Consider the following 23,911-nt stretch of genomic DNA (forward strand, 5'->3'; position numbering starts at 1 on the left):
GCTCGGGGTGCATCGGCCGCGTGACGGCCCCCGCACGGATCCCCCGATCCGGGTAACGGGGCGGACCTTTACCTTCCGGTGGACGGCATGGCCGCCAACAGGCGTCGTGGCGGGGTGTGTCTGTAGGCGGGAGCCCCTGATTCGGCGCGCGTGCGGCCGGTCGTCGCAGAAACCGGCGGCCTGGTCGCCGATTACCGGCGACCGTGCGTAGTCACCAGACGGCTTTGGCTACTGTCGGTGTCGGCGATACGCATCCACGGGGGTCGGAGGGTACGCGATGCCACGTAAGCCACGCAGCCTCAAAGAGGAGATGGACCGCCTCAGCGCCGAGCTTCGCGAGCGGGGGTCCACCTGGACCGAGATCGCGCGGGAGTTCCAGCGCCGCTATCGGCTCAACTCCCGCCAGGCGTTCCGCGAGGCGCACCGCTACACGCAGGAGCGCGTGGTCGAGGAGTGGAAGGCGCTGTGGCCGTCGGAGCCGTTCAGCGTGCGCAAGCTCGGCTCGTGGGAGGCGTGGCCGAGCGCCAGCGGCAACGAGCCCCCGGTGGCGGGGCTGAACCGGCTGGCGCGCATCTACGGGTGCCGGGCGTGCGACCTGATCGACGGGGAGGACCACACGGCGTCCGACCAGAACGCGCAGGTCGCCCGCGTGCGGCACTTCCCGTCTCCGCCGAGCCCGGCCGGCCTGGCCTTCGCCGACATCCAGGGCCTGCTCGCGCCTCTATCTCCGCGCGGGCCGGCCTCTCAAGAAGACCTGCGTGAACGGGAGTACGAGCGGCTCGTCCACGCCTTCACCGATTGGGCAACACAGATGAACCGACGTGACGCTCTCGCGCTGATCGGCGCGGCCGCGACCTCGGCGTACGCCTCGCCGCACCTCGAACGGCCGGACGAGGACGAGTCCCGGCGCCTCGCCATGGCGGGAGCCGACCCGAGCCGCGTGGACGAGGTGACGCTCGGCCATATCCAGGCGGTGCTGCGCCACTCCATGCGCCAGGAGGACACGCTCGGCCCGCACGCCGCGCTGGCCACGGTGCTCGCCCAGCAGCAACTGGTCGTCTCGCTGCTGTCGGCGGGGGTGCCGGAGCACATGCGCGCCAAGACGCTGTCCCTGCTCGCCGACATCCGCCGCTGCACCGCGTGGATGCTGTTCAACCTCAACGACTTCCGCGGGGCCGACCGCCACTACGCGCGGGCCCGCGACGCCGCCCACCAGGCCGACGACGACGCCATGTGCAGCATGGTGCTGGCCAACTGGAGCCAGCTCGCCACCTGGCGCGGCGACCCGCGCCTGGGCGTCGAACACGCGCTCGGGGCCTTCGCGTGGGGGCAGCGGGCGGGCAGCCGGCTGCTGACCGCCTATGCCTGCGACGTCGGCGCCCGCGCCCACGCCGCCGTGGTGCGCCGCTCGGCCCGGGGCGAGCGGCGCAAGGACCACACGCGCTGCCTGCGGTCGCTGGACCAGGCGCAGCGCGAGCTGCACGGCGCCGCGGCCGACGACCCGGGCGCGCGGCTGGTCACCTTCTTCGGCCAGGGCCAGTACCTGTCCACCAAGGCGGGCTGCCTGCTCGACACCGGCGACCCATCGCAGGCGCTCCAGGTGGCCGCCACCGCCGCCTCCGGCATCGACCCGGCGTTCGTCCGCAACGCCGCCTACCTTCGGTTGAAGACCGCGCAGGCCCACATGGACCTGCGGGACATCGACGTGGCGTGCGAGCACCTGGCCGAGGCGGCCCGTCTGGCGGGGCGCAACACCTCTCCCCGCCTGGTGCGCTCGGTCGTCGAGACGCGCGAGAAGCTCAGCCCGTGGCACCGCACCCGCAGCGTGGCCGCTCTGGACGAGCGGCTGCACGCCGTCCGGCTCATCGCCTGACCGGTCCGCCGGCCCCGGCCCACACCCCGCGGCGCGTCCGGCCCGCCAGGGCCAGCGCGAGGACGCAGATGATGATCAGGTCCGCGGCCAGCGGGGCGACCCACGGCCGGTAGGTCTCGGCGACCCACTGGGTGAACGGCGTGGGGGTCATGATCCTCGCGGCGCCGGGCAGGTAGATCAGGCTGGTCAGGACGCTTCGGGTCACCAGCAGGCCGTCCAGGCGGCCGGCCGGCATCAGGGCGAGCAGCGGGAACAGCAGCGCGTCGTACCACGGATGCTGCACCGGCGAGGTGAGCAGCCAGCACAGGCACCACGCCAGCGCGGGGCGCGCGGCGTCCAGCCCGGGCGGTCCGGCGGGAAGCCCCCAGCACAGCACCACCCCGATGACGAGCGCGGCGCCGAGGGCGAGCTGCCCCTCCAGCAGGGACGCCTGCATGCCCAGGCCCAGCGCGTCGGTGACCACCCGCCACGGGTCGGCCAGCGAGTGCGCCCCGATCTTGCCCATCAGGTTGCCCAGCGCCTCGGGTCCCTGGGTCGCGTAGGCGGCGACCAGGGCCGCGCCGGCGCCCATCGCCAGGCACCCGAGGGTGGCGAGCGACCTGCGGGACGCCCAGGCGAGGCCGGCGCCGGCCAGGACGAACGGGGCCTTGACGGCCGCGGCGGCGCCGAGCAGCGCGCCCGCCACCAGGCCGGCGGCCGCCCCGGCCCGCCGCACGGCCAGCAGGGCCCCCAGCAGGAACACCACGCCGAGGCCGTCCACGTGCCCGCCGAGCACGACATGCCAGAGCATCAGCGGGTTGAAGCTCCACAGCAGGTGGACGCGGATCCGCCGCTCGCGGTCGCGCCCGGCCAGCCGGTCGAGCGCGAGCGCCGACAGCAGGAACGCCAGGGCGGTGCCCACCTTGAGCGCCAGCACCGTGCCCGCCATCGTGCCGCCGCCGGCGACGGACGCGGCCGTCTGCGCCCAGGTGGCCAGCGGCCCGTACACCGAGGGGGCGTGCCGCCAGGCGAGCGGGGCGTACCGGCCGACCGGGTCGGCGATCTCGTACAACCATGCGGGCGTCGTCACGTAGGGGTCGTGGCCGAGTTCGGCGATGCGCCCGTAGACCGCGTAGTTCAGCACGTCGGTGGAGCCGGCGGGCGGCAGGACGGCCAGGACTGCGACGGCCGTGACCGTGCCGAGGGGCAGCACTCCGCGCGGGGGGCGCCACCCACGGCGCAGGGCCCCGAGCGCGACGCCCAGGCCCAGGCCGCCCGCGATGAGGGCCGTCCAGCACAGCCAGAGCACCAGGGCGTCGGAGGGGGCGGCCCGCAGGGACCACGGCGGGCCGTCGCCGCCGACGTCGGGCACCGCCGCGGACGGGCCGAGCAGGGCGATGGCCGCCATGGCGGCGATGGCGAGGCCGAGGAGGACGAGCCCCGCGCCTCCGGCCAGGCGGGCGCGCCGTGGGGGCGCGGCGCCGGGCTCCCGGCCCGTCATCGATGGTCGCGCAACAGCGGGAACCGTCGTCGGCACCGGCCGGCCCTCCCAGGGTAGCTACCACGGTGGTCGCGCCGCCGCGGCGTCCGGGCCGCGTACCGGCGCCGGCGCCTCTCCTGCCTCATGATCGCTCCCCCCGCGACACTCCGGCATCGCCGGCGTCGCGGAAGCGGCCGGATCACCGGCGGCTTGGCGCGCTATTTCGCAAGATGCCTACCTTAAGGGTAGATCGCCCCACCCAACGCCGCGCGGCGCCAGGACGCCCCATCCCCCGCCCCGGTCGCCATCCCTAAGGGGACATAGCATCACATATCCCCTACCGAACACGCTTTCCGATAGGGCGCAGATGGCCGGATGAATCGGTTTGGCGCCACTTATCCGTGAACGTACACCATCACGCTTTCGCGACAGCTAACGGCGGCCGATCCGGTATAACGGGAAATGACCGTCGAGCCCGGGTAAAGGCCATGGGAATCACCGCTCGCGCGATTCACGCGCGCCATCGCGAGGTCAGGAGAACGACACCGGCGCGCCCCGATCAACGCGTCCGACCGACGACATCTTAAGCGCATTGGGATGGTTTCGGCATGACACGCCGACGCGGTTTCCCCGCGACCACCGAAATCCTCCGAAATGGCGGACTTACTACGGGGAGACCGGCAACGGCCCTTCCGAGGGGGTGGAGCCCGACGGGGAGGAGCCGGGGCCCGGGCGGCGACGGCCGCGGAAGGGGAGGGACAGGCGGCCCACGGTCAGGAACGCCTCGGCCTGCAGCGCGGACAGGCCGATGCGGGGCAGGTCGCGTGCCGTCGGGTACACCAGGAACCGCGGCTCCCAGAAGGGCCGGAACTTGGCGTTGAACCTGTACAGCGACTCGATCTGGAACCAGCGCGACAGGAAGACCAGGACTCCGCGCCAGGCCCGCATCACCGGCCCCGCGCCGAGCCGCTCGCCCCTTGCCAGCGCCGAGCGGAACATGGCGAAGTTGAGTGAGACCCGGGTCACGTCGAGGGACGGCGCGGCCTGCAGGGTCTTGACGATCAGCAGCTCGTTGAGGCCGGGATCGGCGTCGCGGTCGCGTCGCATCAGGTCCAGGGAGATGCCGGCCCGGCCCCAGGGGACGAAGTGCAGCACGGCGCGGATGTCGCCGCCGGGCGAGACCTTGCCGTCCTCGCCGGGCTTGTGCGCGGTGACCACGACGCACGCGTCGTCGGCCGGGTCGCCGAACCGGCCGAGGGCCATGGAGAACCCGCGCTCGCTCTCGGTGCCCCGCCAGGACCCGGCCGCGGTGCGGATCTGCTCCCGTTCCTGCTCGCTCAGGTCGCCCACCCGCCTGACCATGCAGGTGTACCCGGCCCGCTCGGTGCGGTTGACCATCTGGCGGACGTTGCGCATGGCGCGCCCTTCCAGACTGAACCCGGCCACGTCCACGATCGCCTCGTCACCGATCTCCAGGGCGCACAGCCCGGCCTCCCTGGTCCAGATCTCGCCGCCCGTCTCGCTGCACCCGATGACGGCGGGGACCCAGGCGTGCCGCCGGACCTCCTCCATGAACCGCCGGATCGCCCCGGGCCACGCCTCGGGGTCGCCGATGGGGTCGCCGCTGGCCAGCATGACCCCGGAGACCACGCGGTAGGCGATCACCGCCTTGCCGGACGGCGAGAACACCACGCTCTTGTCGCGCCGCAGCGCGAAGTAGCCGAGGGAGTCGTGGCGGCCGTGCCGGTCGAGCAGCGCGCGGACCCGCCGCTCGTCCTCGCCGCTCAGCGCCGCCGCCGGCCGTTCGGGACGCAGGGCGAGGTAGAGGGTGGTGATCGCGGTGAGCGCGCCGAGGCCGGCCAGTGAGTAGTACACCAGGTCGGCGGTACCGTCGAGGGAGTACTCGACCGGCCCCTGCATGCCCACCAGGCCGAGCAGGACGTGCTGGACGCGCTCGCCGGCGGAGGGGTCGCCGACGATGGTGGCCGGGTGAACGCTCACGACCACCCAGCCGATGCCGAGGTCGAGGACGCCGAGGGCCAGGAAGTTCCACAAAGCCCGCCAGCGTGAGCGCGGATCGGGCAGGGCGTGGAACTCACCGCGATTGAGCAGGAGCACGACGAACAGCCCGAGGCTGATGGCGGCGGTGGTGGAGTGCCGCCAGCGCAGCGCCTCGACCACGGCGCCGAGAGGGAGGAGCAGGACCACCGCGCGCCAGGCCCGCACCTTCCGGCGGCGCAGCGCGTGGGCGAGCATGACCAGCAGCACGCCCACCAGGAGCGAGGCCGCCGCCGCCAGAGTGGTGGCCGTTCCGGGGAACACGTCGGCGATGAGGATCACGCGACTGCGGCGGAAATGGGGGATGACGCCGCGGACGATATCGAGTATTCCGATGAAAAGTGCGGCATATCCCGCCGCGGCCGGAACCCACGACCGCGAGAAGAGCATTCGCGAAAGGCGTGTCCGTTCGTTCACATCACGACACACTAGAGGGTGGGGTCCGTGCTTCGAGTGTCTGAGAGGTGATACATGCTTACCTTGGCCTTATTTCGGTTGGGTAACTTTCACGTGGGCACCACCATGAAAGACGTGGGCGGCGGGACCAGGACCAGGGGAGATAAAGATTGGGACTCACAGCGCTGAAGCTGGAGCTTCTGATGTGCCTGCTCGCCGTCGCGGGTCTGGTCACGTCGGCCTGGTGGGTATGGCCGCGCCTGAGCGTCCGCACCTGGCCGGCCGTCATCGGGCGCGTCGCGGTGCTCCTGGGGAACCAGGTCCTCATCCTCGTCGCCCTCGCGCTCGCCCTGAACAACTACTTCGGCTTCTACGGCAGTTGGAGCGACCTGCTCGGCGCGGACGACGGCGTCGCCGCGCCCATCGTCAGCGACGCGGGCGATCCCGGGCAGGCCGGGCGCCAGATCGGCGGCGTGCAGGTCGTGCGCACCGCGCGGGTGCCGCCCATCGAGGGGCACAAGGGCCACCCCGGCGGGCGCCTGGAGCAGGTCGTGATCTCCGGCGGCGCCTCCGGCCTGAGCGCCCCCGCGTACGTCTACCTTCCGCCGCAGTACTTCGAGAAGAAGCACGTCCACACCCGCTTCCCGGTGATCGTGGCTCTGACCGGCTACCCGGGGGACGCGCGCAACCTGCTCACCCGCATGAACATGCCCGCCGTCGCGGCCATGGCCATCGAGCGGCACGAGATGGCGCCCACCGTGCTGGTGCTCATGCGGCCGACGGTCGCGCCGCCCCGCGACACCGAGTGCATGGACGTGCCCGGCGGGCCGAAGGTCGAGACGTACTTCGCCCAGGACGTGCGCGAGTCCATGGCCGGCGCGTTCCGCGTGGGCACCGACGCCGCGAGCTGGGGCATCATGGGCACCTCCACCGGCGGATTCTGCGCGCTGAAGATCAGCATGCGCCATCCCGAGGCGTACTCCGCCGTGGCGTCCCTGTCGGGCTACTTCCGGGCGCCGACCGACGCCACGACGGGCGACCTGTTCGGCGGCGACCGCAGGCTGCAGAACGAGAACGACCTGATGTGGCGCCTGGCCAACCTGCCGCCCCCGCCGATCACGGCGCTGGTGACCACCAGTGAGCTGGGCGAGTCGAACTACCGGCCGACGCTGGACTTCCTCGCGGCCGTCCGCCCGCCGATGCGGGCCTCCTCGCTGATCCTGCCGAGTGGCGGGCACAACTTCAACACCTGGAACCGCGAACTGCCGCAGGCGCTCCCCTGGCTGGCCCAGCAGCTGCACCATCCGGCCGAAGGCCACGGCGGCGCCACCCCGACACCCCGCTCCTGAGCGGGCCTCCGGTCAGGAGCGAGTCTCGACGCCCACCCACTGGGAGGGCGTGATGAACAGGCCGGTGGCCTCCACCAGCGCCGTGCCGTCCGGCAGGGCGATCAGGCCCTCGGCCCAGGTCTTGCGGCCCTCGCCGCGCGAGACGGCCGCGGTGGCCACCAGCGGCGCGCCGTAGGGCACCGGGCGGCGGTACCTCAGGCTGAGGGTGCCGGTCATGGCCGCCTTGCCGGCGGCGGCGACGGCCGATCCGAGCAGGTGGTCCAGCACCATGGCGCTCACGCCGCCGTGCACGAAGCCGGGCGGGCCCTCGTGGGAGGGGCGGAAGGCGAGGTCGGCCCGGACGCCCCCGCCCGCGTCCGGCTCGACGACCAGCGGGAGCGCGTGGGGGTTGCAGTCGCCGACGACGGCGTTGCCGAGGTGGCGGTACCGGCCGCCGGGCCCGAACTCTGGCGGCAGCGGGGTCTCGCGCCGCGCCGCGCCGAGCCGTTCGGTCAGCGCCACCAGCTCGGCGGTCACGGCGGTCAGCTCGGCCTGCGGCACCTCGGTCAGCGTGACGGCGTCGGCGAGGTCGCGGACCTGCTGGGCGAGCACGGCGAGAGCCGCGAGGCGGGCCTCGCCGTCGGACTCCTGGGACGTGGCGAGCTCGGGCATCATGCGCCGATTGTAAGCCGGGGACCAAAACGCGTTCGGTTCTGACCGTTTTAGTCAAGTTTAGGGAAAGAAATCCCGTTCGAGGAATGATCCGCCGCGAACCCGTCCGTGGCCGCGAAGCCCGGCGGGCACGGGGTTTCCGGTGCGCCGACCGCCTCGCGCGCCGCCACCCCGGGCGCTTTTGACCCCCTTTTGACCTGCGCTTTTCCTGGCTAACGTCCTGCCACACGGACATGACCGGCGCCCCCCGCGCCGGCCCCGCACCCGACCGACACCGGCGTCCCCAGCGCCGGTCCCAAACCCGACTGACACCGGCGTCCCAGCGCCGGTCCACCACCTGTTCGACACCGGCGTCCCCAGCGCCGGTCGCACCAAAGCGGAAGGGCTCCCACTTCCTATGTCGCCTGAACTGCAGAAGCTCATCGACCTGCTCCAGACCCAGCTCGGCTACAGCGAACAAGCCGGCGGATACACCAAGTACGGAGACTGGTACGGCAAGAACGTCGAGTTCGACTCCGACTACTCCGCGCAGCCCTGGTGCGACATGTTCCTGTCGTGGGCGGCGCACCGGCTCGGCTACGAGAAGTGGTTCGGCCAGTTCGCCTACACCCCCGCCCACGCCGAATGGTTCGCCGACCAGGGGGCGTGGGGCACCACACCCAAGCCCGGCGCGGTCGTGTTCTTCGACTGGGGCGGCTCGCACGTCATCGACAACATCGACCACGTCGGTATTGTCACCTCGGTGGACGGCGACACCATCCACACCATCGAGGGCAACATCGACGGGCAGTACGCCAAGGCCAAGGTCAGGGACCAGACCTACGTCGCCGGCTACGGCTACCCCGACAAGGTCAAGGCCCAGCAGGACGCGCGGGTGCTGGCCGGCAAGCCCTCCTCGGTCGCCACCCCCGCCCTGAAGAACACCGCGGCGGAGTTCCCGATGCCGGCCGCCATGGTGGGCGTGCCCGGCGCCGCGGGCGGCGCCGGGCAGCCCGCCGCCGGCGCCGGCGCTCTGGTGCTCCCCGTGCTCATCGCCGTCCTGGCCCTGATCGTGTGCCTGAAGACACGGCGGGCGGCCGTCCGCCTCGCCGCCTCCGCGCGCCGCCCGGCCTCCCCCTCCCCCTCGCCCTCCGCCGCCGACCCCCGGGAGTAGCGGGTGCCATCCTCTTTGACGGTCTTTAGCGCCGGTTGACCACGCTCCGCGATCGATCGCGCGTACCCGTGTTACCGTGCGCGTGAGCCTTGATCGTGAAGCGACGGGCTCGCCACTCCTCCCGGCCACCGCCCCGGTTTCGCGTTGGGAGATCTCGTTGCGCAGAACACCGTTCGTCCTCGCGCCCGGCACCGGCCCGACCACCGGGGCCGGCGCCCGCACCGGCGCCGTCGCCCGGCCGGCGGCCTGACGGCGGACCACCCGAACCGTGCCGCGCCGTCTCCTCATCCTGGGACCACTGGTGGTCGGGGTGCTCGCCCTGACCGCCCTGCCGCCGTCCACGGCCTGGTCGGCCGCCCCCCTGCCGTCCCCCGCCGCCATCCGCCGCGACCCCGCCCGCCCGGGCCCCGGGCGCATACGGATCCGCCGGGAGGACGGGCCGCCCGCCGCCCACCGGCCGGTCGGGCAGGGTGACCCGCCGCCCTCGGACTTCACCATCGACACCATCACCGCGCAGCGGTCGATCACCGGCGAGCCCGCCCTGTACGCCCAGGTGCACAACACCGGCGGCCGGGCGCTGGACCTCAGCGGCACGCTCAAGCTCACCAGCGTGGCGAGCGCCATGACCGCCGGCCCGTTCCCGGTCAAAAGCGGCACCATCCTGGCGCCCGGGGATTCCGGCGCCATCACGGTGACGCTGAACAGACGGGTGACCGACGGCCCCTGGGTGGCCCGCGTCACCTTGCGCAGCGGCCCGACCGAGCGGACGGCCCGGGCCACCGTCACCTTCCCCCTGCCGGGCGGCACCGCCGCGCCCGTCATGGCCGAGACGAACTCACGCGTCCCGGCGTTGCTCGTCGCCGCCGTCGCCTTCGCGGCACTGGCGGCCCTCGGCGTGGCCCTCCTGCTGTGGCAACGCCGCTCTCACCACCGCCGCGCCCCCTGATCGCGGTCGATCCCGCGCGGGCGGCCGTGTCGCGAGGGAAGTTCGGCCACCCAGCGCCCCCGCCTCATTACCATCGGTGACGATCATCGTTTTCGGCCGTCTGACCAGCGGTGACGTCCGTCGACGTGGGCGCGCGCCGGCCGGTCCACCCGCAGGGCCCCTTGTTAGCAGGATCTAAGGAGAAGCATGTTCGCCAAGATCGTCACTGCCGCCGCCCTGTCCGCGGCCCTCTCCGCCGGCACCGCACTGGCGACGGGCGCGGGCGCGTACGCCGAGCAGGCTCCGCCCGGCGGGCCGTCCGACGCGGTGAAGGAGGTGCCTGCCGCGGGGACGCCGGTCGCCGAGAGGTCGGGGGTGCGCATCGGAGCGGGCCGGACCATCCCGGGGCAGGGCTGGGCGCCCTACGGCCCCAACGGCCTGTACCTGAACGTCGACACCACCTCCGGCCACTTCGTCGGCACTCCGACCTACACCTGGTCGATCGGCGGCTTGGAGGACCACTGGGCGCTGACCGGCGTCAACGCCGTCTACATGCCGACGGCGCTCGGGTTTCGCATCTACGTCCGCTGGTGGGACAGCCATGCCATCACGCCGGCCGACGCCGCCAAGAAGGGCTGGTACGTCAACTGGATCGGCGTCGAGACGAACGAGTGACCGGCCACGCCGTGCGGGCGGAGGCCCGCCCGCACGGTTCCGCCGGCGGGGACGAGGATGTCATGAGAGCCGGCCGACGTGGGCGAGGGCCTGTTTGAGCAGCACACCCTGGCCGCCGGGCATCTCCTGCTGCACCATCGGCGAGCCGGCCTCCTCGGGGGTGAACCAGACCAGGTTCAGGGCGTCCTGACGGGGCCGGCAGTCACCGGCCACCGGGACGATGTAGGCCAGCGACACCGCGTGCTGCCGGGGGTCGTGGTAGGGCGTGACGCCGGGCGTCGGGAAGTACTCGGCGATGGTGAAGGGCTGCGGCGAGGAGGGGATGCGCGGCAGCGCCACCGGCCCGAGGTCCTTCTCCAGGTGGCGCAGCAGGGCGTCGCGGACGCGCTCGTGGTGCAGCACCCGCCCGGAGACCAGGGCCCGGCTGACCGTCCCGTCCGCGGAGATGCGCAGCAGCAGGCCGACGTGGGTGACCACGCCGGTGTCGTCGACGCGCACGGGCACCGCGTCGACGTAGAGGATCGGCATCCGCCCCCGCACCGACTCCAGCTCCTCCGGAGCAAGCCACCCGGGTGCGGTTTCGGTCTGTTCGGTCATCTCTTGATCGTACTTCCCCGCCCAGGCGCACCGGATCCCGCCATTCCGGTGACCGGCCCCCACAATCCTGAAATGTGCCGCAAGACACCAGAAGGGGAGCTGTTCAGGTGTCCAGGCCGAGCAGGCGGGCGGCGTTCAGTTTGAGGATCTTGGGACGGACCTCGTCCTTGATCGGCAGCTTGTCGAAGTCGGCCAGCCACCGGTCCGGGGAGATGAGCGGAAAGTCCGAGCCGAACAGCACCTTGTCCTTCAGCAGCGTGTTGGCGTACTGCACGAGCTGCGGCGGGAAGTACTTGGGCGACCAGCCGGACAGGTCGATGTACACCTGCGGCTTGTGCGTGGCCACGGCCAGCGCCTCGTCCTGCCAGGGGAAGGACGGATGGGCCAGGATGATCGGCAGGTCGGGGAAGTCGACGGCGACGTCGTCCACGAACATCGGGTCGGAGTACTTCAGCCGCACTCCCCCGCCGCCGCGCACCCCGGCGCCGATGCCGGTCTGGCCGGTGTGGAACAGCGCGGGCACCCGCAGTTCCTCCAGCACCTCGTACAGGCCGTAGGCCATCCGGTCGTTGGGGAAGAACGCCTGAAGGTTCGGGTGGAACTTGAATCCGCGCACGCCGTACTCCTCGACCAGCCGCCGGGCCTGGCGGACCGCGGCCCTGCCCTTCCACGGGTCGAGGCCGGCGAACGGGATCAGCACGTCGGCGTTGTCGGCGCACGCCTGGGCGATCTCCTCGTTGGGCACCGGAGGGTGCCCGGTCGCGGTCTCGGCGTCCACGGTGAACACCACCGCCGCCATGTCGCGTTCCCGGTAGTAGGCGGCCATCTCGCGCACGGTCGGCCGGTGCTGCCCGGCCAGCTTGAAGTAGTCGTCCGCGCCGGCCTTCAGCTCTCCTGAGAGCGACTCGGCGCCGTGCTCGGAGACCTCGGCATGGGTGTGCACGTCGATCGCGACGAGGCTGTCGATGTTCATTCAGGCGTCTCCCCCGTGGTCGGTCAGGGCTGGTCGCGCGTGATCGGTCCGGGCGCCTCGCGCGTGGCTCACCCGGGCGCGGTCCGTGTGGCGCGCTCGGGCGCGGTCCGTGTGGCGCGCTCGGGCGCGGTCCGTGTGGGTCATCCGGACGCGGTCCGCGGGGCTCATTCGGGCGCCTCTCGCGCGAGGCCGCCGGCCGACCCGTACAGCGCGCGGAGCCGGGCCTTGAGCACCTTGCCGGCGCCGTTGCGCGGCAGGACGGGCAGCAGCTCCACGTGTTTGGGGATCTTGTAGGACGCGAGCCGCCCGGACAGGTGGGCCAGCAGGTCGCCGGGCGCGGCCACGGCGCCGGGCCGCAGGACGACCAGGGCCTTGCCCACCTCGCCCCACCGGTCGTCGGGCACCCCGATGACCGCGCACTCGGCGACGGCGGGATGCCCGTACAGCACGCTCTCGACCTCGGCCGGGTAGATGTTCTCACCGCCGGAGATGATCATGTCCTTGACCCGGTCGACGATGCGGACGTAGCCGTCCTCGTCGGCGACGGCGATGTCGCCCGAGTGGAACCACCCCTCCGGCGACACCACCGCGGCGGTGTCCTCCGGACGCCCCCAGTATCCCGTCATGACGTTCGGCCCCCGCACGACCACCTCGCCCGGCTCGCCGGGCGCCGCCTGCTCGCCGTCGGCGCGCACCAGGCGGACGTCGGAGAAGAAGCACGGCACGCCGGCCGTGCCCGCCTTGCGCACCGACTGCTCCGCCGCCAGGAACAGCGCGCCCGGCGAGGTCTCGGTCATCCCGTACCCCTGCAGGAAGGTCAGCCCGCGCTCCTGGTAGGTGCGGATGAGCGGCTCGGGCACCGGCGCGCCGCCGCACAGCAGGTTGCGCAGGCTGGACAGGTCGGCGCCCTCCCATCTGGGCGACTGGGCGAGGAAGGCGAACATGGCCGGGACGCCGAACATGAGCGTGATCCGCTCGCGCTCGACCAGGTCGAAGGTCTGGTCGACGTCGAACGACGGGACCAGGACGGCCGTGCCGCCCTTGAGCACGGTGGGCACGAGCGTCTGGGCGAGCGCGGCGATGTGGAACAGCGGCGCGCTGATCAGCGTCACCTCGTCATGGGTCAGCTCGACGTCCACGAGCAGGTTGAAGGTGTTCCAGACGAGGTTGCCGTGGCTCAGCGTCGCGCCCTTGGGCCGCCCGGTCGTGCCGGAGGTGTACATGATCAGGCAGGGCTCGTCCAGGCCCACCGGCTCGTCGGCAGGCACGGGGCCGGCGCCGGCCAGCAGATCTTCGTACTCCCCCGCCACCGCCACCCGGCGGGCCACCGGCAGCGCGGCGCCGGCCTCCTCCTGACCGGGGCCGCACACCAGCACGGCCACCCCGGCGTCGGCCACGATGTAGGACAGCTCCGGCGCGGTCAGCCGCGTGTTCAGCGGGACGAACACCGCACCGGCGGCGCCGGCCGCGAAGAAGGTCTCGACGAAGGCGGGATGGTTGGGCCCGAGGTAGGCGACCCGGTCGCCGTGCCGCACGCCCAGCGACCGCAGGGCTCCGGCCAGCCGGTCGACGCGCTCGCGCAGCTCGCCGTAGGTCCACGACCGCCCGTCGTGGCGCAGCGCGACCTTCGCCGGAGTCATGCGCGCCCGCCGCGCCGGCCACGACCCCAACCCCTCGTTCCGCATGGCGCCGCTCCCTGACGGTCGGGTGTGATCTCCGCTCGAATTTACAACAAAGAGGACAATCCGATCTTGGACAAGACGTGGTTCGCCGAGCACATCAGGCCGCGGGCGGCTCATACGCACAGCGACGCCCCCCGCCTGCCGGCGGGGTGGCGTCCCTGTTCCTCACGTCCCTTCCTTCTTACGTCGTCTCCTTCTCACGTCCCTTCCGACCGGGAGAGTCTCACCGCGCCGTGAACGATCAGGACGCGCTGCAGGTCAGTGCGGGGGTGGCCGCCGTGCCGTTGGCGGTGAAGCCGAAGTCGGTGGCGGCTCCGGCGGCGAGCTTGCCGTTCCAGCTCTCGTTGCCCACCGAGACGTCGGCGCCGGAACCGGAGCGCAGGCCTCCCCACAGCTGACTGATCGACTGGGATCCCGGCCAGCTCCAGCTCACCGTCCACCCATTGATCGCGCCGTCGCCGGCCCGCACCGTGACCGACGACTGGAAGCCGCCGCCCCAGGAGTTCACCGTCGTGATCGTCGCCGTGCAACCGCCCGGCACCGGAGTCGGGGTCGGCGTGGGAGTCGGCGTCGGGGTGGGAGTGGGCGTGGGAGTCGGGGTCGGGGTCGGTGTGGGCGTAGGAGTCGGCGTCGGCGTCGGCGTCGGAGTGGGCGTCGGCGTCGGAGTGGGCGTCGGCGTCGGAGTGGGCGTCGGCGTCGGAGTGGGCGTCGGCGTCGGAGTGGGCGTCGGCGTCGGGGTGGGGGTGGGAGTCGGCGTCGGGCCGGGGCCGCCGATCACGACGGTGGTGAGTGCGCGGGGCTTGAGGGTGACGGTGCCGCCCGCCGTCGAGGTGGGGGTGAGCGAGTTGGCGTTGTCGGTGACGTAGGCGGTGGCGTTCCCCTCCACGCCCTGCCAGGTCACGGCCGCGGTGCCGGTGTTGAGCACCTCGACGACCTTCGTGCCGTCGGAGTTGCGATAAGCCGACACCTTCAGGCCCGAATTGGTGGTCGAGGCGTCGAGCCGGACGGCGCCCGGCCGGATGAACCGGCTGTAGGCGGCCATCGCCCAATATCGCTTGGACACGCGATAGGTCTTCGCGGCCGTGTCTATCTGGAACAGCGCAGCGGTGTTCCCCTTCGATCCCCCCAGCCAGAAGAGGTAACCGCTCGCGTTGCCGCTGGTGAGCGACTGGTGGATGTGCTGGGCGACGGTGAAACCGTCGACGCCTCCGTTGTCCCAGCCCTCGTTCCAGCTGGTCGCCGAGGGAGCCCACTCCGACATCCAGACGGGCTTGCTCGTGGGTTGCGCGCTGGTGGGCGAGCTGGCGTAGGAGTGAGCCGAGTACGTCGAGATCCAGCGCCGGGCCTCGGAGTCGGCCTCGATGGCGCTGGTGTAGGACTTGCCCTGGTCCCACCCGTAGGAGTCGCAGCAGACGAGTTTCACGTCCCCGGCGATCGGGCCGAGGGCCTTCACCATCGCGACCGCCTGGGCGGGGGTGAAGCGCATCGACTCATAGGGCGCCGTGAAGTCGGGCTCGTTGGTGAACCCCAAATCCGTGATCTTGACGCCTTCTTGCGCGTAGAACTTCGTGTACTGCATCAGATAGCGGGCGTAGGCCGCTCGCCACTCCGGCTTGAGGGTGCCGCCGTTGTCCTGGCTCCCGTTGTCCTTCATGTACCCCGGTGCGCTCCAGGCGTCGGCGTAGAACCGCTTCACACCGTACGACTGGGCGGCCTTGGCCACCCAGACCTGGGCGCCGTCGTCACCGTCCCACACGTACTTCGGCGCCGCGTCCGGACCACCCGGATTCTGGGGCTGGATGGAGATCATCTTGTCGTACGGGCTTCCCAGCGGTGACGCGCCGACGCCCAGGCGCAGGATGCTGAGCCCCGCCCCGGTGGTGCGGTCGAACCACAGGCGGAAGATGTCGTTCTGCTGCGCCGACGTGAGGTCGCGGAGCAGTTCTCCCCGCCGGAACGCCGTCGAGACGCCGAAACCGTCGATCTGCTGGCGCTGGACGCCATCCGACACGGTGATGACACCGGCGGCGGCGGCGGAGGTCGCGGCCTGTACGGCCACCAGTGACGTACCTAATAGAGCGGTCGCTACGACGATCCGTATCACGGACTCTCCGATCATTCATCTCAGACGGGTTCAAGGGCCTGGGCGGTCGCCCCGACCTCCGCCGCAGGGCGCCGCCGTGGTGATCGTGACGGTCACCGGGCCTGCCATCCGCCAGGGATGAAGGTCAGGGGACGACACGTTCGCGGCGCGCGGCGAAGAGAATCCGCTCGGCTCAAGCGAGGCGCGAGCGCGGCGGGGTAGGTCGGACAGTCCATGCGGATGAGGCAAGGCACGGCAATCCGGAATGTTAGCGCTAACATCGAGCAGGAGGCAGGTTCCCCTTCCACCGAGGGCGGTAGCTCACCGTGGCCGGAGCCAATCCGACGGAGCGCGGCCGTGTCAACCGCCCGGACACCGGCGCGCTCACCTCGTCCGACACCTCACCGCTCCCAACTGGGCGGTGCGGCTCACGCAGACCGGACGCCGCCCGGCGGCCGGTGAAACGTTCAGCTGATCGACCCGGACGTCACCCGCTCCCTACCTCACCCCGGCGGCGGCGGACGGGACACCGGCCAGGATGTTTCCGCCCGGCTCGATAGTTTCGGCGCCCACCATGGCGATGTGAGCAGGGCGGCACCGGACGAGCACCGGCACGGCTCCGGAAACGTCCGAGTGTGCTCTGACGCGTTTCGTACCGCTTTCCCGAGCCGGCCCGGCAGGGCCTGCCAGGCGCATGGCCGGACCGCCGCGTCCGCGCCCCTTCACCGCCGAGAACGGCCTGAACCTCCCCTTTCCTGACCCCGTCGCCGCGCCCTCCCAGGCCGGCGCGTCATGGATGCCACGGCCGCGCCCGGCGCCCGCCCGCCGGGCGCCTGCGGCGGACGCCGCCTCGACAAGGGGTTTTCAGGATGTGGGGCTTTGTATTGACAGCCGAAAAACGCCATGCCTAAATTCTTGCGATCGGGGGTTTGATCTCTTCGTTCCTCCTGTGCGCCGGGCCGTGCCGGTGCGCGGTGGAGGCACGCGCGAGAGCCTGTTGCCGCGACATGACCTCCAGGAGGCGCACGTGCGCAAGCTCGTTCCGACGATCACCTTCATCGTGCTGGCCGCGTCCGCGTGCGGCGGCTCGGGCGGCGGGTCCGGCGGCGGATCCTCCGGCGGGGCCGCGGAGCCCATCCGCGTCGGCCTCATCGTCTCCCTGACCGGCAACTACACCCCCCTCGGCAGCGAGGACAAGAAGGCGGTCGAACTCGCCGTCGAGCAGGTCAACGCCCAGGGCGGCCTGCTCGGGCGCAAGGTCGAACTGGTCGAGCGGGACGACAAGACCGCACCCGACCAGGGCATCGTCGCGTTCAACCAGATCAAGGGGCAGATCGACGCGCTGATCGGCCCGGTCTTCTCCAACTCCGCGCTCGCCGTCGAGCCGCTGACCGAGCGCGCGAAGATCCCCCAGCTGTCGCTGGCCCCCGCCCAGGAGCAGGTCGAGCCGATCAAGTCCTACGTCTTCGTCACCCCCGCGTTGTCGAACATGTACGCCGAGCGGTACCTGCAGTACATCCAGTCGGAGAAGATCACCAAGATCGCCGTGGCGCACGACACCAAGAGCGCCTACTCCGTCGCCGGCCACAAGGCGATGGTCGCGCTGGCGCCCAAGTACGGGGTGAGCGTCGTCGCCGACGAGCCGTACGAGACCACCACCTCCGACTTCAGCGCGATCTTCACGCACGTCCGCGACTCCGGGGCGCAGGCCCTGGTGTTCTGGGGGTCGGGCGCCCCGGGGGTCACCGTCGGCAAACAGTACGCCGCCTCGGGGCTGAAGGTGCCGCTGTTCCTCACCGCCGCGCAGGCCAGCAAGCTGTGGCTGGAGCCGATGGGCTCGGCCGCCGAGGGCATGACCGTGCAGAGCGCCATCGGCGTCATCGGCGACCACCTGCCCGACAGCAAGCAGAAGCAGGTCATCGACCAGATGGCCACCCCGTTCAAGCAGAAGTACGGCTACCCGCCGCCGCAGTTCGCCCAGGACGGCTACAGCGCGAGCCTGCTGCTGTTCGAGGCGATCAGGAAGGCGGGCAGCACCGACAAGGAGAAGGTGCGCCAGGCACTGGAGAACATGGACCTGGTCACACCCAACGGGCGGTTCCGCTACTCCGCGACCGACCACTCCGGGCTGAAACCCGACTACATCTCCGTCAACACGGTGAAGAACGGACAGTTCGTGCCGACCAAGTGGGCGGCCGAGCAGCTCGCCAAGACCGTCACCGCCGAGTAGGGGCGACGTGCCGGGCATGCTCACCGTCGACGGCGTCTCGCGTTCCTTCGGGGGCGTCTACGCCGTCCGCGACGTCAGCCTCGACATCGCCGAGGGCGAGGTGCGCGGCATCATCGGCCCGAACGGCGCCGGCAAGTCGACGCTGTTCAACCTGATCACCGGCCACCTGCCCGCCGACCACGGCGCCATCGCGCTGCGGTCCGCCCCGCTGGACCGGCTGCCGCCGCACCGGCGCGCCCGGCTCGGGATGTCCATCGTCTTCCAGGGCGCTCGCGTGTTCCGCGGCATGACGGTGCGCGAGAACGTCATGGTGGGCGCGCACACCCGCGGGCGCACCGGTTTCGCCGCCGCCGCGCTGCGCCTGCCACGCCACCGCCGCGACGAGCGTGAGATCGCGCGGCGCGCCGAGGAGGCCCTCGACCGGGTCGGCCTCGGCGCGTGGGCCGAGAGCCAGGCGGGCCTGCTGCCCCTCGGGCAGCAGCGGTCCATGCAGGTCGCCCGCGCCCTGTGCGCGCGGCCGAGCCTGCTGCTGCTGGACGAGCCGGCCTCGGGGCTGCGGGCCGCCGAACGCGAGGCGCTGGCCGTGCTGATCGAGGAGTTGCGGGCGGGCGGGCTGACGATCATGCTGATCGAGCACGACGTCGCGTTCGTCACCCGGCTCGCCGACCGGATCACCGTGCTCGACCTGGGCCGGGTGATCGCCGAAGGCACGCCCGGCGAGGTGCGCGCGGACCCGCACGTGGTCTCGGCCTACCTGGGAGACGCCTCATGATCCCGCGCGAAAAACGCCCGGGGGCCCTGCGCGAAGGACCTCCGGAGACCCCGGGCGAAAAATCTGCGGGAACCCCGCGCGGCCCACGCCCCGCCGGTCCGCGGGGAGGACGCCTCGCGGGGCGTCACGGGGCGGCGGCATGATCGAGGTCAGGGACCTGGTCGTGACCTACGGTGCGGCGACCGCGCTCGACCACGTCCGGCTCTCGGTGGGGCGCGGCGAGATGGTCGCCCTGCTCGGCCCGAACGGCGCCGGCAAGTCCACCCTGGCCGACACGCTGTCGGGCATCCTCACCCCCGCCGCGGGGACGGTCGAGGTCACCGGCCGGCTCGCGCACATCCCCGAGGGCCGCCAGCTGTTCCCCGACCTCACGGTGGAGGACAACCTGATGCTGGGCGGCTGGCGCGCGGGAACGCGCGACCCCTCCCCGGTCTTCGAGATACTGCCCGCGCTGGCCGGGCTGCGCCGGCGCCGCGCGGGCGTGCTGTCCGGCGGCGAGCAGCAGATGGTGGCCTTCGGCAGGGCCCTGATGTCCCGGCCGGAGGTGCTGGTGGTGGACGAGCTGTCGCTCGGGCTCGCCCCCATCGCCACCCGCGACCTGGCCGCCCACCTGGTGGAGCTCAACCGGGAGCGGGGGCTCACCGTGCTGCTCATCGAGCAGAACGCCCGGCTGGCCTTCGGCGTCTGCGAGCGGGCCTACGTGCTGGAGGCGGGCCGCGTCGTGGCCGAGGGGCCGTGCGCCGAGCTGGCCGAGGATCCCCGCGTCGCCCGCGCCTATCTCGGCGGCTCCGTCGAGGAGCCCCGGTCGTGACCGCCACCGCCCCGGCGACCGGGCCGGCGCCGCCCATGGAGCCCCGAGGGGTCCCGGGAGCGGTGGGCAGTGTGAGCGGCGTACCGCGGCCGGGAGGGCCATGACGTGAGAGAGTTCCTGACCTACCTGGTCAACGGCCTGGCCGTCGGCTGCGGGTTCGCCCTGGTCGCCAGCGGCCTGGTCGCCGTCCACCGGGTGACCGGCGTGGTGAACTTCGCCCAGGGCATGTTCGCCGTGGTCGCGGGGCTGAGCGGCTCGTGGCTGCTCGGCGCCGGCGTGCCGCACGGGCTCGGCGAGGCCGGCGCCGTCCTGATCGCCACCCTGGCCGGGCTGCTGACCGGCGTGCTCGCGATCGGCAGGCGCGGCACCACGCCCCAGTCATCGCTGATCATCACGCTGGGCGCCGGCGTGCTGGCCTACGCCGTCGAGATCGTCGTGTGGGGCGACCAGCCGCGCTCGTTCCCGGGCCTGCCGGGCTCGCTCACGATCGCCGGGGTCGGCGTCCAGAGGCAGCACCTGCTCGTCATCGCCGCCACCGCCGTGACCATCGCCGCGCTGGCCGGGTTCTTCGGCCGCACCTACCTGGGCAAGGCGCTGAGCGCGTGCGCCTCCAACCCCTACGCCGCCCGGGTGATCGGCATCGACGTCCGGAAGATGGGACTGCTGGCCTTCGCCCTCGGCGGGCTGCTCGGCGGGGTGGCCGGGGTGCTGGTGACCCCGCTGCGGCCCATCTCGTTCGACACCGACGTCGCGCTCATCGTGAACGGCTTCGCCGCCGCCGTGTTCGGCGCCCTGACCCGTCCGGGGCTCGCTCTGGTGGGCGCGCTGCTGCTGGGCGTCGCGGAGTCACTGGCCGCCGGGTACGGCTACGGCGCCTACCAGACGGAGATCGCCCTCGGCCTGATGCTCGTGATCATGGTGCTGCAGTCGGCGCGGCGCCCCACCGTCCTCGGGGAGACCGTATGACCCGCCTGGTGCCCGGCCTGGGCGTCGCCGCCCTCACGCTGGCGCTGCCGGCGGTCCTGGACGACAGCGCCCTGACGGTGTACATCTTCCTCGGCCTGGCCGCGATGGTCACGGTCGGCGTCTCGCTGCTGATGGGCTACGCCGGCCAGGTGTCGCTCGGGCAGGGCGCGTTCTACGCGGTGGGCGGCTACACGGCCGGCATCCTGGCCGTGCGCGGCGGCCCGCCGCTGGTGGGGCTGCTGGCCGCCCCGCTGGTCGCGGCGGCGTTCGCGGTCGTGGTGGGGCTGCCGCTGCTGCGGCTGCGCGGGCACCATCTGGCGTTCGCCACCCTGGCCATGCAGCTGATCCTGCTGTCGCTGGCGGGCCGGCTGTCGTTCACCGGCGGCGACATCGGGCTGCAGGGCATCCCTCAACTCGGCGCCGGCCCGTTCGAGCTGGGCGGCGCCGTCGGCTACGCCTACCTCACCTGGGCCGGCGTCGCGCTGGTGATGCTGGTGACCCGCAACGTCATCGCCTCGCGGCCGGGCCGCGCCCTGCGGGCCCTGGCCACGAGCGAGACGGCGGCGGCGTCTTCGGGCGTGCCGGTCGGCCGCTACAAGCTGGTGGTCTTCGCCCTGTCGGCCGCGTTCGCCGGGCTGGCCGGCGGCATCTACGCCTTCTACGCCGGGTACGTCGCGCCCTCCTCGTTCCCGGTGCTGCTGTCGATCGAGTACATCGTCATGGCCGTGGTCGGCGGGCTCGGCACCGTCTGGGGCGCGGTGGTGGGCGCGACCGCGATCACACTGCTCGTGCAGGCGCTCAACGTGGTCGGGACGGCGCCCGGGATGCCGAGCTACGCCCCCGGCGTGCTGTCCTACGCGGTCTACGCGCTGGTGCTCATCGTGGTCGTGCTGTTCCTGCCCCAGGGGCTGGTGCCGGCCCTCACCTCCCGGCTCCGGCGAGGGCCTTCTCGGAGTGGGCGGTGACCTGAGGCTCCTCGTCGTCCTCGCCGTGGCCGGCGACCGACAGGTCGGGAAGGATCCGGTCCAGCCAGGCCGGGCACCACCAGTTGAGCCGGCCCAGCAGCACCATGGTGGCCGGCACGAGCAGCCCGCGGATGACCGTGGCGTCCACGGCGATGGCCACCGCGAGACCCACGCCGAACACCTTCACCAGCGGGTCGGGGTAGGCGATGAAGGCGACGAACACCACCACCATGATCAGCGCGGCCGAGGTGATGACGCGGCCGGTCGCCCCGAGCCCCTCGGCGACCGCGCGCCGGTTGTCGCCATGGCGCTGGTAGGCCTGGCGCACCGAGGTCAGCAGGAAGACCTCGTAGTCCATGGACAGCCCGAACAGCACCGCGAACAGCATCAGCGGCACGTAGGAGTCGATGGGCACGGTGAAGAACAGCGTCGACAGGTAGGAGCCCTCGGCCGAGACCGGCGGGTCCAGGCCGACCAGGCCGCTGCCGAGCCCGTAGGAGAACACGATGGCCAGCGCGCCGAACGCCGCGCCGAGCGAGATGAGGTTCATCAGCGCCGCCTTGATGGCCACCAGCGGCGCCCGGAAGGCGAGCAGCAGGAGCAGGGCGCTGAGCAGCACGACGACGCCGATGACCAAGGGGGTGCGCTCGGCGATGCGGTCACTGGCGTCCGCCATGCCGGCGACCTCGCCGCCGACGTGCAGCCGCGCCCCGGGGATGCCGAGGGCGCGCACGTCCCGTACGACGTCACCGGCGCGCGGGTCGCTGGGCGCGTACCGGGTGACCACCTGGAACAGCACCGACCGGCCCGACACGTTGACCTTCGCGGGCGAGACGTAGGTGACGCCCGGGACGTCGGCCAGGCGGTCGCCGACGCGCTTGACGGCCGGGGCGGGCGGGTCGCCGGCGGCGACCGCGGCGTCCAGCTCGCCGACCACGATCAGCGGGCCGTTGCTCCCCGGCCCGAACCCGGTCTCCATCAGCTCGTAGGCCCGGCGGGCGTCCTGCCCCCGGTCGGCGTAGCCGTCGTCGAGCGGGCCGAGCTTCAGCGCCAGGGCGGGGGCGGCCAGGGCGCCGAGCACGGCGATCGCCACCACGAGCACCCGCCACGGGCGTCCGGCGACCCAGGTGCCAAGGCCCGCCCAGCCGCTCGCCGCCGAGTGCGCCGCGTCCCGCCGCGGGCCGACGAACGGGACGCGCAGCGCGTTGATCCGGTGACCGAGCAGGCCGAGCAGTGCGGGCACCAGGGTGAGCGAGGTGAGCACGGCGCAGACGACGGAGATGCCGGTGATCCAACCGAGCGTGCGCAGCAGCGGGAAGCCGCCGAGCATGAGCGCGGTGAGCGCGATGACGACCGTGCCGCCGGCGAAGAAGACCGCCCCGCCCGCGCCCTGGGCCGTCCGGCGGGCCGACTCCTGCACCGGCACCCCGTCGGCCAGCAGCTTGCGGTGCCGCGACAGCAGGAACAGGGCGTAGTCGATGCCCACGCCGAGCCCGATCATGGACGCCATGACCGACGCCTGCTTGGGCACGTCCACCAGGTGGCCGAGCAGGCCGATGACGCCGAGGCCGACGCCCAGGCTGATGAGGGCGGTGAAGACGGGCACGAGCGCGGCGACCAGCGTGCCGAAGGCGAGCAGCAGCACCACCAGGGCGCATGCCACGCCGATGATCTCGCTGCTCCCGGTCTTGATCTCCTTGTCGGCGGGGGTGCCGTTGTCGGCCAGGACGGCCTCCACACCCGCCGCGCGCACCGGCTCGACGGCCGCCGAGATGCTTCGCGAGGTCGCGGCCAGGTCGCCGGAGTCGTTGCCGGAGAGCCGGACGGTGATGACGCCGATGACCAGGTTGCGGGACAGGCCGCCGACCCGGTACGGCGTGTCCACCTGGACCACGTGCGGCACGTCGCGCACCCGCGCCATGGCGCGCTCGACGGCGCGCTTGCGTCCGGCGTCGATGAGGGGCTTGTCCTTGGAGTACAGGACGACCTGGAAGGTGCCGCCGGGGTCGTACCCGGGGCCGAAGCCCTGGCGCATCAGGTCGTGCGCCTGCTGGGCGTCGGTGCCGGGGATGGAGGCGTTGTTGCTGACCGGCCGTCCGAACACCAGTGTGCCCGCGGTCAGCGCCGCGGCGAGCAGGATCCAGGCGGCCAGCACGAGGCGGCCGTGTCTCGCGCACCAACCGCCCAATCGGCCGAGCATGCTAGCCATCGGTGACCGTCCCAGACAGTATTGGTGGATTCGGAAACACGCCGGAAACATCCTTCTGTACGGCCGTGCAGGACGTACGTCAAG

Annotated in this window: 18 protein-coding genes; 10 read left to right on the plus strand and 8 right to left on the minus strand. The window is 72.3% G+C overall.

Annotated elements, in window-relative coordinates; translation table 11 throughout:
- Positions 1-277 precede the first annotated feature (277 nt).
- Positions 278-1,873: a hypothetical protein gene (locus ABZU32_RS01710; RefSeq protein WP_354915693.1), complete on the plus strand. Its 1,596-nt coding sequence runs from the start codon at positions 278-280 to the stop codon at positions 1,871-1,873.
- Here ABZU32_RS01710 and mptB read toward each other — a convergent pair.
- Together mptB and ABZU32_RS01720 are read right to left on the minus strand one after the other, a co-directional pair.
- The gene (gene mptB / locus ABZU32_RS01715) at positions 1,863-3,353 is read right to left on the minus strand and encodes a polyprenol phosphomannose-dependent alpha 1,6 mannosyltransferase MptB (protein ID WP_354915696.1); all 1,491 of its coding nucleotides are present in this window, start codon (positions 3,351-3,353) and stop codon (positions 1,863-1,865) included. The genes ABZU32_RS01710 and mptB overlap by 11 nt on opposite strands.
- Positions 3,354-3,998: 645 nt before the next feature.
- Positions 3,999-5,780, minus strand: coding sequence for a phosphatidylglycerol lysyltransferase domain-containing protein (locus ABZU32_RS01720; RefSeq protein WP_354915838.1), 1,782 nt, complete (start codon positions 5,778-5,780; stop codon positions 3,999-4,001).
- Between the two features lie 176 nt (positions 5,781-5,956).
- Here ABZU32_RS01720 and ABZU32_RS01725 point away from each other — a divergent pair, with 176 nt between their 5' ends.
- Positions 5,957-7,135: an alpha/beta hydrolase-fold protein gene (locus ABZU32_RS01725; protein WP_354915699.1), complete on the plus strand. Its 1,179-nt coding sequence runs from the start codon at positions 5,957-5,959 to the stop codon at positions 7,133-7,135.
- 12 nt (positions 7,136-7,147) lie between these two features.
- On the opposite strand, the gene ABZU32_RS01730 is transcribed toward ABZU32_RS01725, so the two are convergent.
- Positions 7,148-7,789, minus strand: a complete 642-nt coding sequence (locus ABZU32_RS01730; RefSeq protein WP_354915702.1) for a PaaI family thioesterase — start codon at positions 7,787-7,789, stop codon at positions 7,148-7,150.
- A gap of 394 nt (positions 7,790-8,183) precedes the next feature.
- Between ABZU32_RS01730 and ABZU32_RS01735 the strand changes: the two genes are divergently transcribed.
- From ABZU32_RS01735 to ABZU32_RS01745, 3 genes are all read left to right on the plus strand, one after another.
- Positions 8,184-8,939, plus strand: a complete 756-nt coding sequence (locus tag ABZU32_RS01735; protein ID WP_354915705.1) for a CHAP domain-containing protein — start codon at positions 8,184-8,186, stop codon at positions 8,937-8,939.
- A gap of 268 nt (positions 8,940-9,207) precedes the next feature.
- Positions 9,208-9,885, plus strand: a complete 678-nt coding sequence (locus ABZU32_RS01740) for a hypothetical protein (protein WP_354915708.1) — start codon at positions 9,208-9,210, stop codon at positions 9,883-9,885.
- Between the two features lie 186 nt (positions 9,886-10,071).
- The gene (locus ABZU32_RS01745; protein WP_354915711.1) at positions 10,072-10,539 is read left to right on the plus strand and encodes a hypothetical protein; all 468 of its coding nucleotides are present in this window, start codon (positions 10,072-10,074) and stop codon (positions 10,537-10,539) included.
- A 60-nt stretch (positions 10,540-10,599) separates the two neighbouring features.
- Here ABZU32_RS01745 and ABZU32_RS01750 read toward each other — a convergent pair whose 3' ends face one another.
- The 4 genes from ABZU32_RS01750 to ABZU32_RS01765 all read right to left on the minus strand — a co-directional run bounded on the left by ABZU32_RS01750 (position 10,600) and on the right by ABZU32_RS01765 (position 15,850).
- A complete protein-coding gene (locus ABZU32_RS01750; RefSeq protein WP_354915714.1) occupies positions 10,600-11,136 on the minus strand; it encodes an NUDIX hydrolase family protein in 537 nt (178 codons plus the stop codon).
- Positions 11,137-11,239: 103 nt separating this feature from the next.
- The gene (locus ABZU32_RS01755) at positions 11,240-12,109 is read right to left on the minus strand and encodes an amidohydrolase family protein (protein ID WP_354835349.1); all 870 of its coding nucleotides are present in this window, start codon (positions 12,107-12,109) and stop codon (positions 11,240-11,242) included.
- 164 nt (positions 12,110-12,273) lie between these two features.
- Positions 12,274-13,794 carry a long-chain fatty acid--CoA ligase gene (locus ABZU32_RS01760; protein WP_354915717.1) on the minus strand — a complete coding sequence of 507 codons (1,521 nt, stop codon included), beginning with the start codon at positions 13,792-13,794 and terminating at the stop codon, positions 12,274-12,276.
- Positions 13,795-14,032: 238 nt separating this feature from the next.
- Positions 14,033-15,850: a cellulose binding domain-containing protein gene (locus tag ABZU32_RS01765; protein ID WP_354915720.1), complete on the minus strand. Its 1,818-nt coding sequence runs from the start codon at positions 15,848-15,850 to the stop codon at positions 14,033-14,035.
- Positions 15,851-16,901: 1,051 nt separating this feature from the next.
- On the opposite strand from ABZU32_RS01765, the gene ABZU32_RS01770 reads away from it, so the two are divergent.
- The 5 genes from ABZU32_RS01770 to ABZU32_RS01790 all read left to right on the plus strand — a co-directional run bounded on the left by ABZU32_RS01770 (position 16,902) and on the right by ABZU32_RS01790 (position 21,618).
- Complete coding sequence (locus ABZU32_RS01770) at positions 16,902-18,104, plus strand: ABC transporter substrate-binding protein (RefSeq protein ID WP_354915723.1); 1,203 nt, start codon at positions 16,902-16,904, stop codon at positions 18,102-18,104.
- A 16-nt stretch (positions 18,105-18,120) separates the two neighbouring features.
- Positions 18,121-18,876 (plus strand): ABC transporter ATP-binding protein, encoded by a 756-nt coding sequence (locus ABZU32_RS01775; RefSeq protein ID WP_354915726.1) that lies wholly within the window; start codon positions 18,121-18,123, stop codon positions 18,874-18,876.
- 139 nt (positions 18,877-19,015) lie between these two features.
- Positions 19,016-19,687 (plus strand): ABC transporter ATP-binding protein, encoded by a 672-nt coding sequence (locus ABZU32_RS01780; protein WP_354915729.1) that lies wholly within the window; start codon positions 19,016-19,018, stop codon positions 19,685-19,687.
- 105 nt (positions 19,688-19,792) lie between these two features.
- Positions 19,793-20,653, plus strand: coding sequence for a branched-chain amino acid ABC transporter permease (locus tag ABZU32_RS01785; protein ID WP_354835361.1), 861 nt, complete (start codon positions 19,793-19,795; stop codon positions 20,651-20,653).
- On the plus strand, positions 20,650-21,618 hold the full coding sequence (locus ABZU32_RS01790) for a branched-chain amino acid ABC transporter permease (RefSeq protein WP_354915732.1): 969 nt from the start codon (positions 20,650-20,652) through the stop codon (positions 21,616-21,618). Before ABZU32_RS01785 ends, ABZU32_RS01790 begins: the two co-directional genes overlap by 4 nt.
- Here the strand turns inward: ABZU32_RS01790 and ABZU32_RS01795 are convergent.
- Entirely contained in the window at positions 21,575-23,818 is a 2,244-nt protein-coding gene (locus ABZU32_RS01795; RefSeq protein WP_354915734.1) for an efflux RND transporter permease subunit, read from the minus strand. The two genes, ABZU32_RS01790 and ABZU32_RS01795, sit on opposite strands and share 44 nt — an antisense overlap.
- Positions 23,819-23,911: the final 93 nt, after the last annotated feature.

The sequence above is a fragment of the Sphaerisporangium sp. NPDC005288 genome, from assembly GCF_040607475.1.
In the GTDB taxonomy this organism is placed as follows: domain Bacteria; phylum Actinomycetota; class Actinomycetes; order Streptosporangiales; family Streptosporangiaceae; genus Sphaerisporangium; species Sphaerisporangium rhizosphaerae.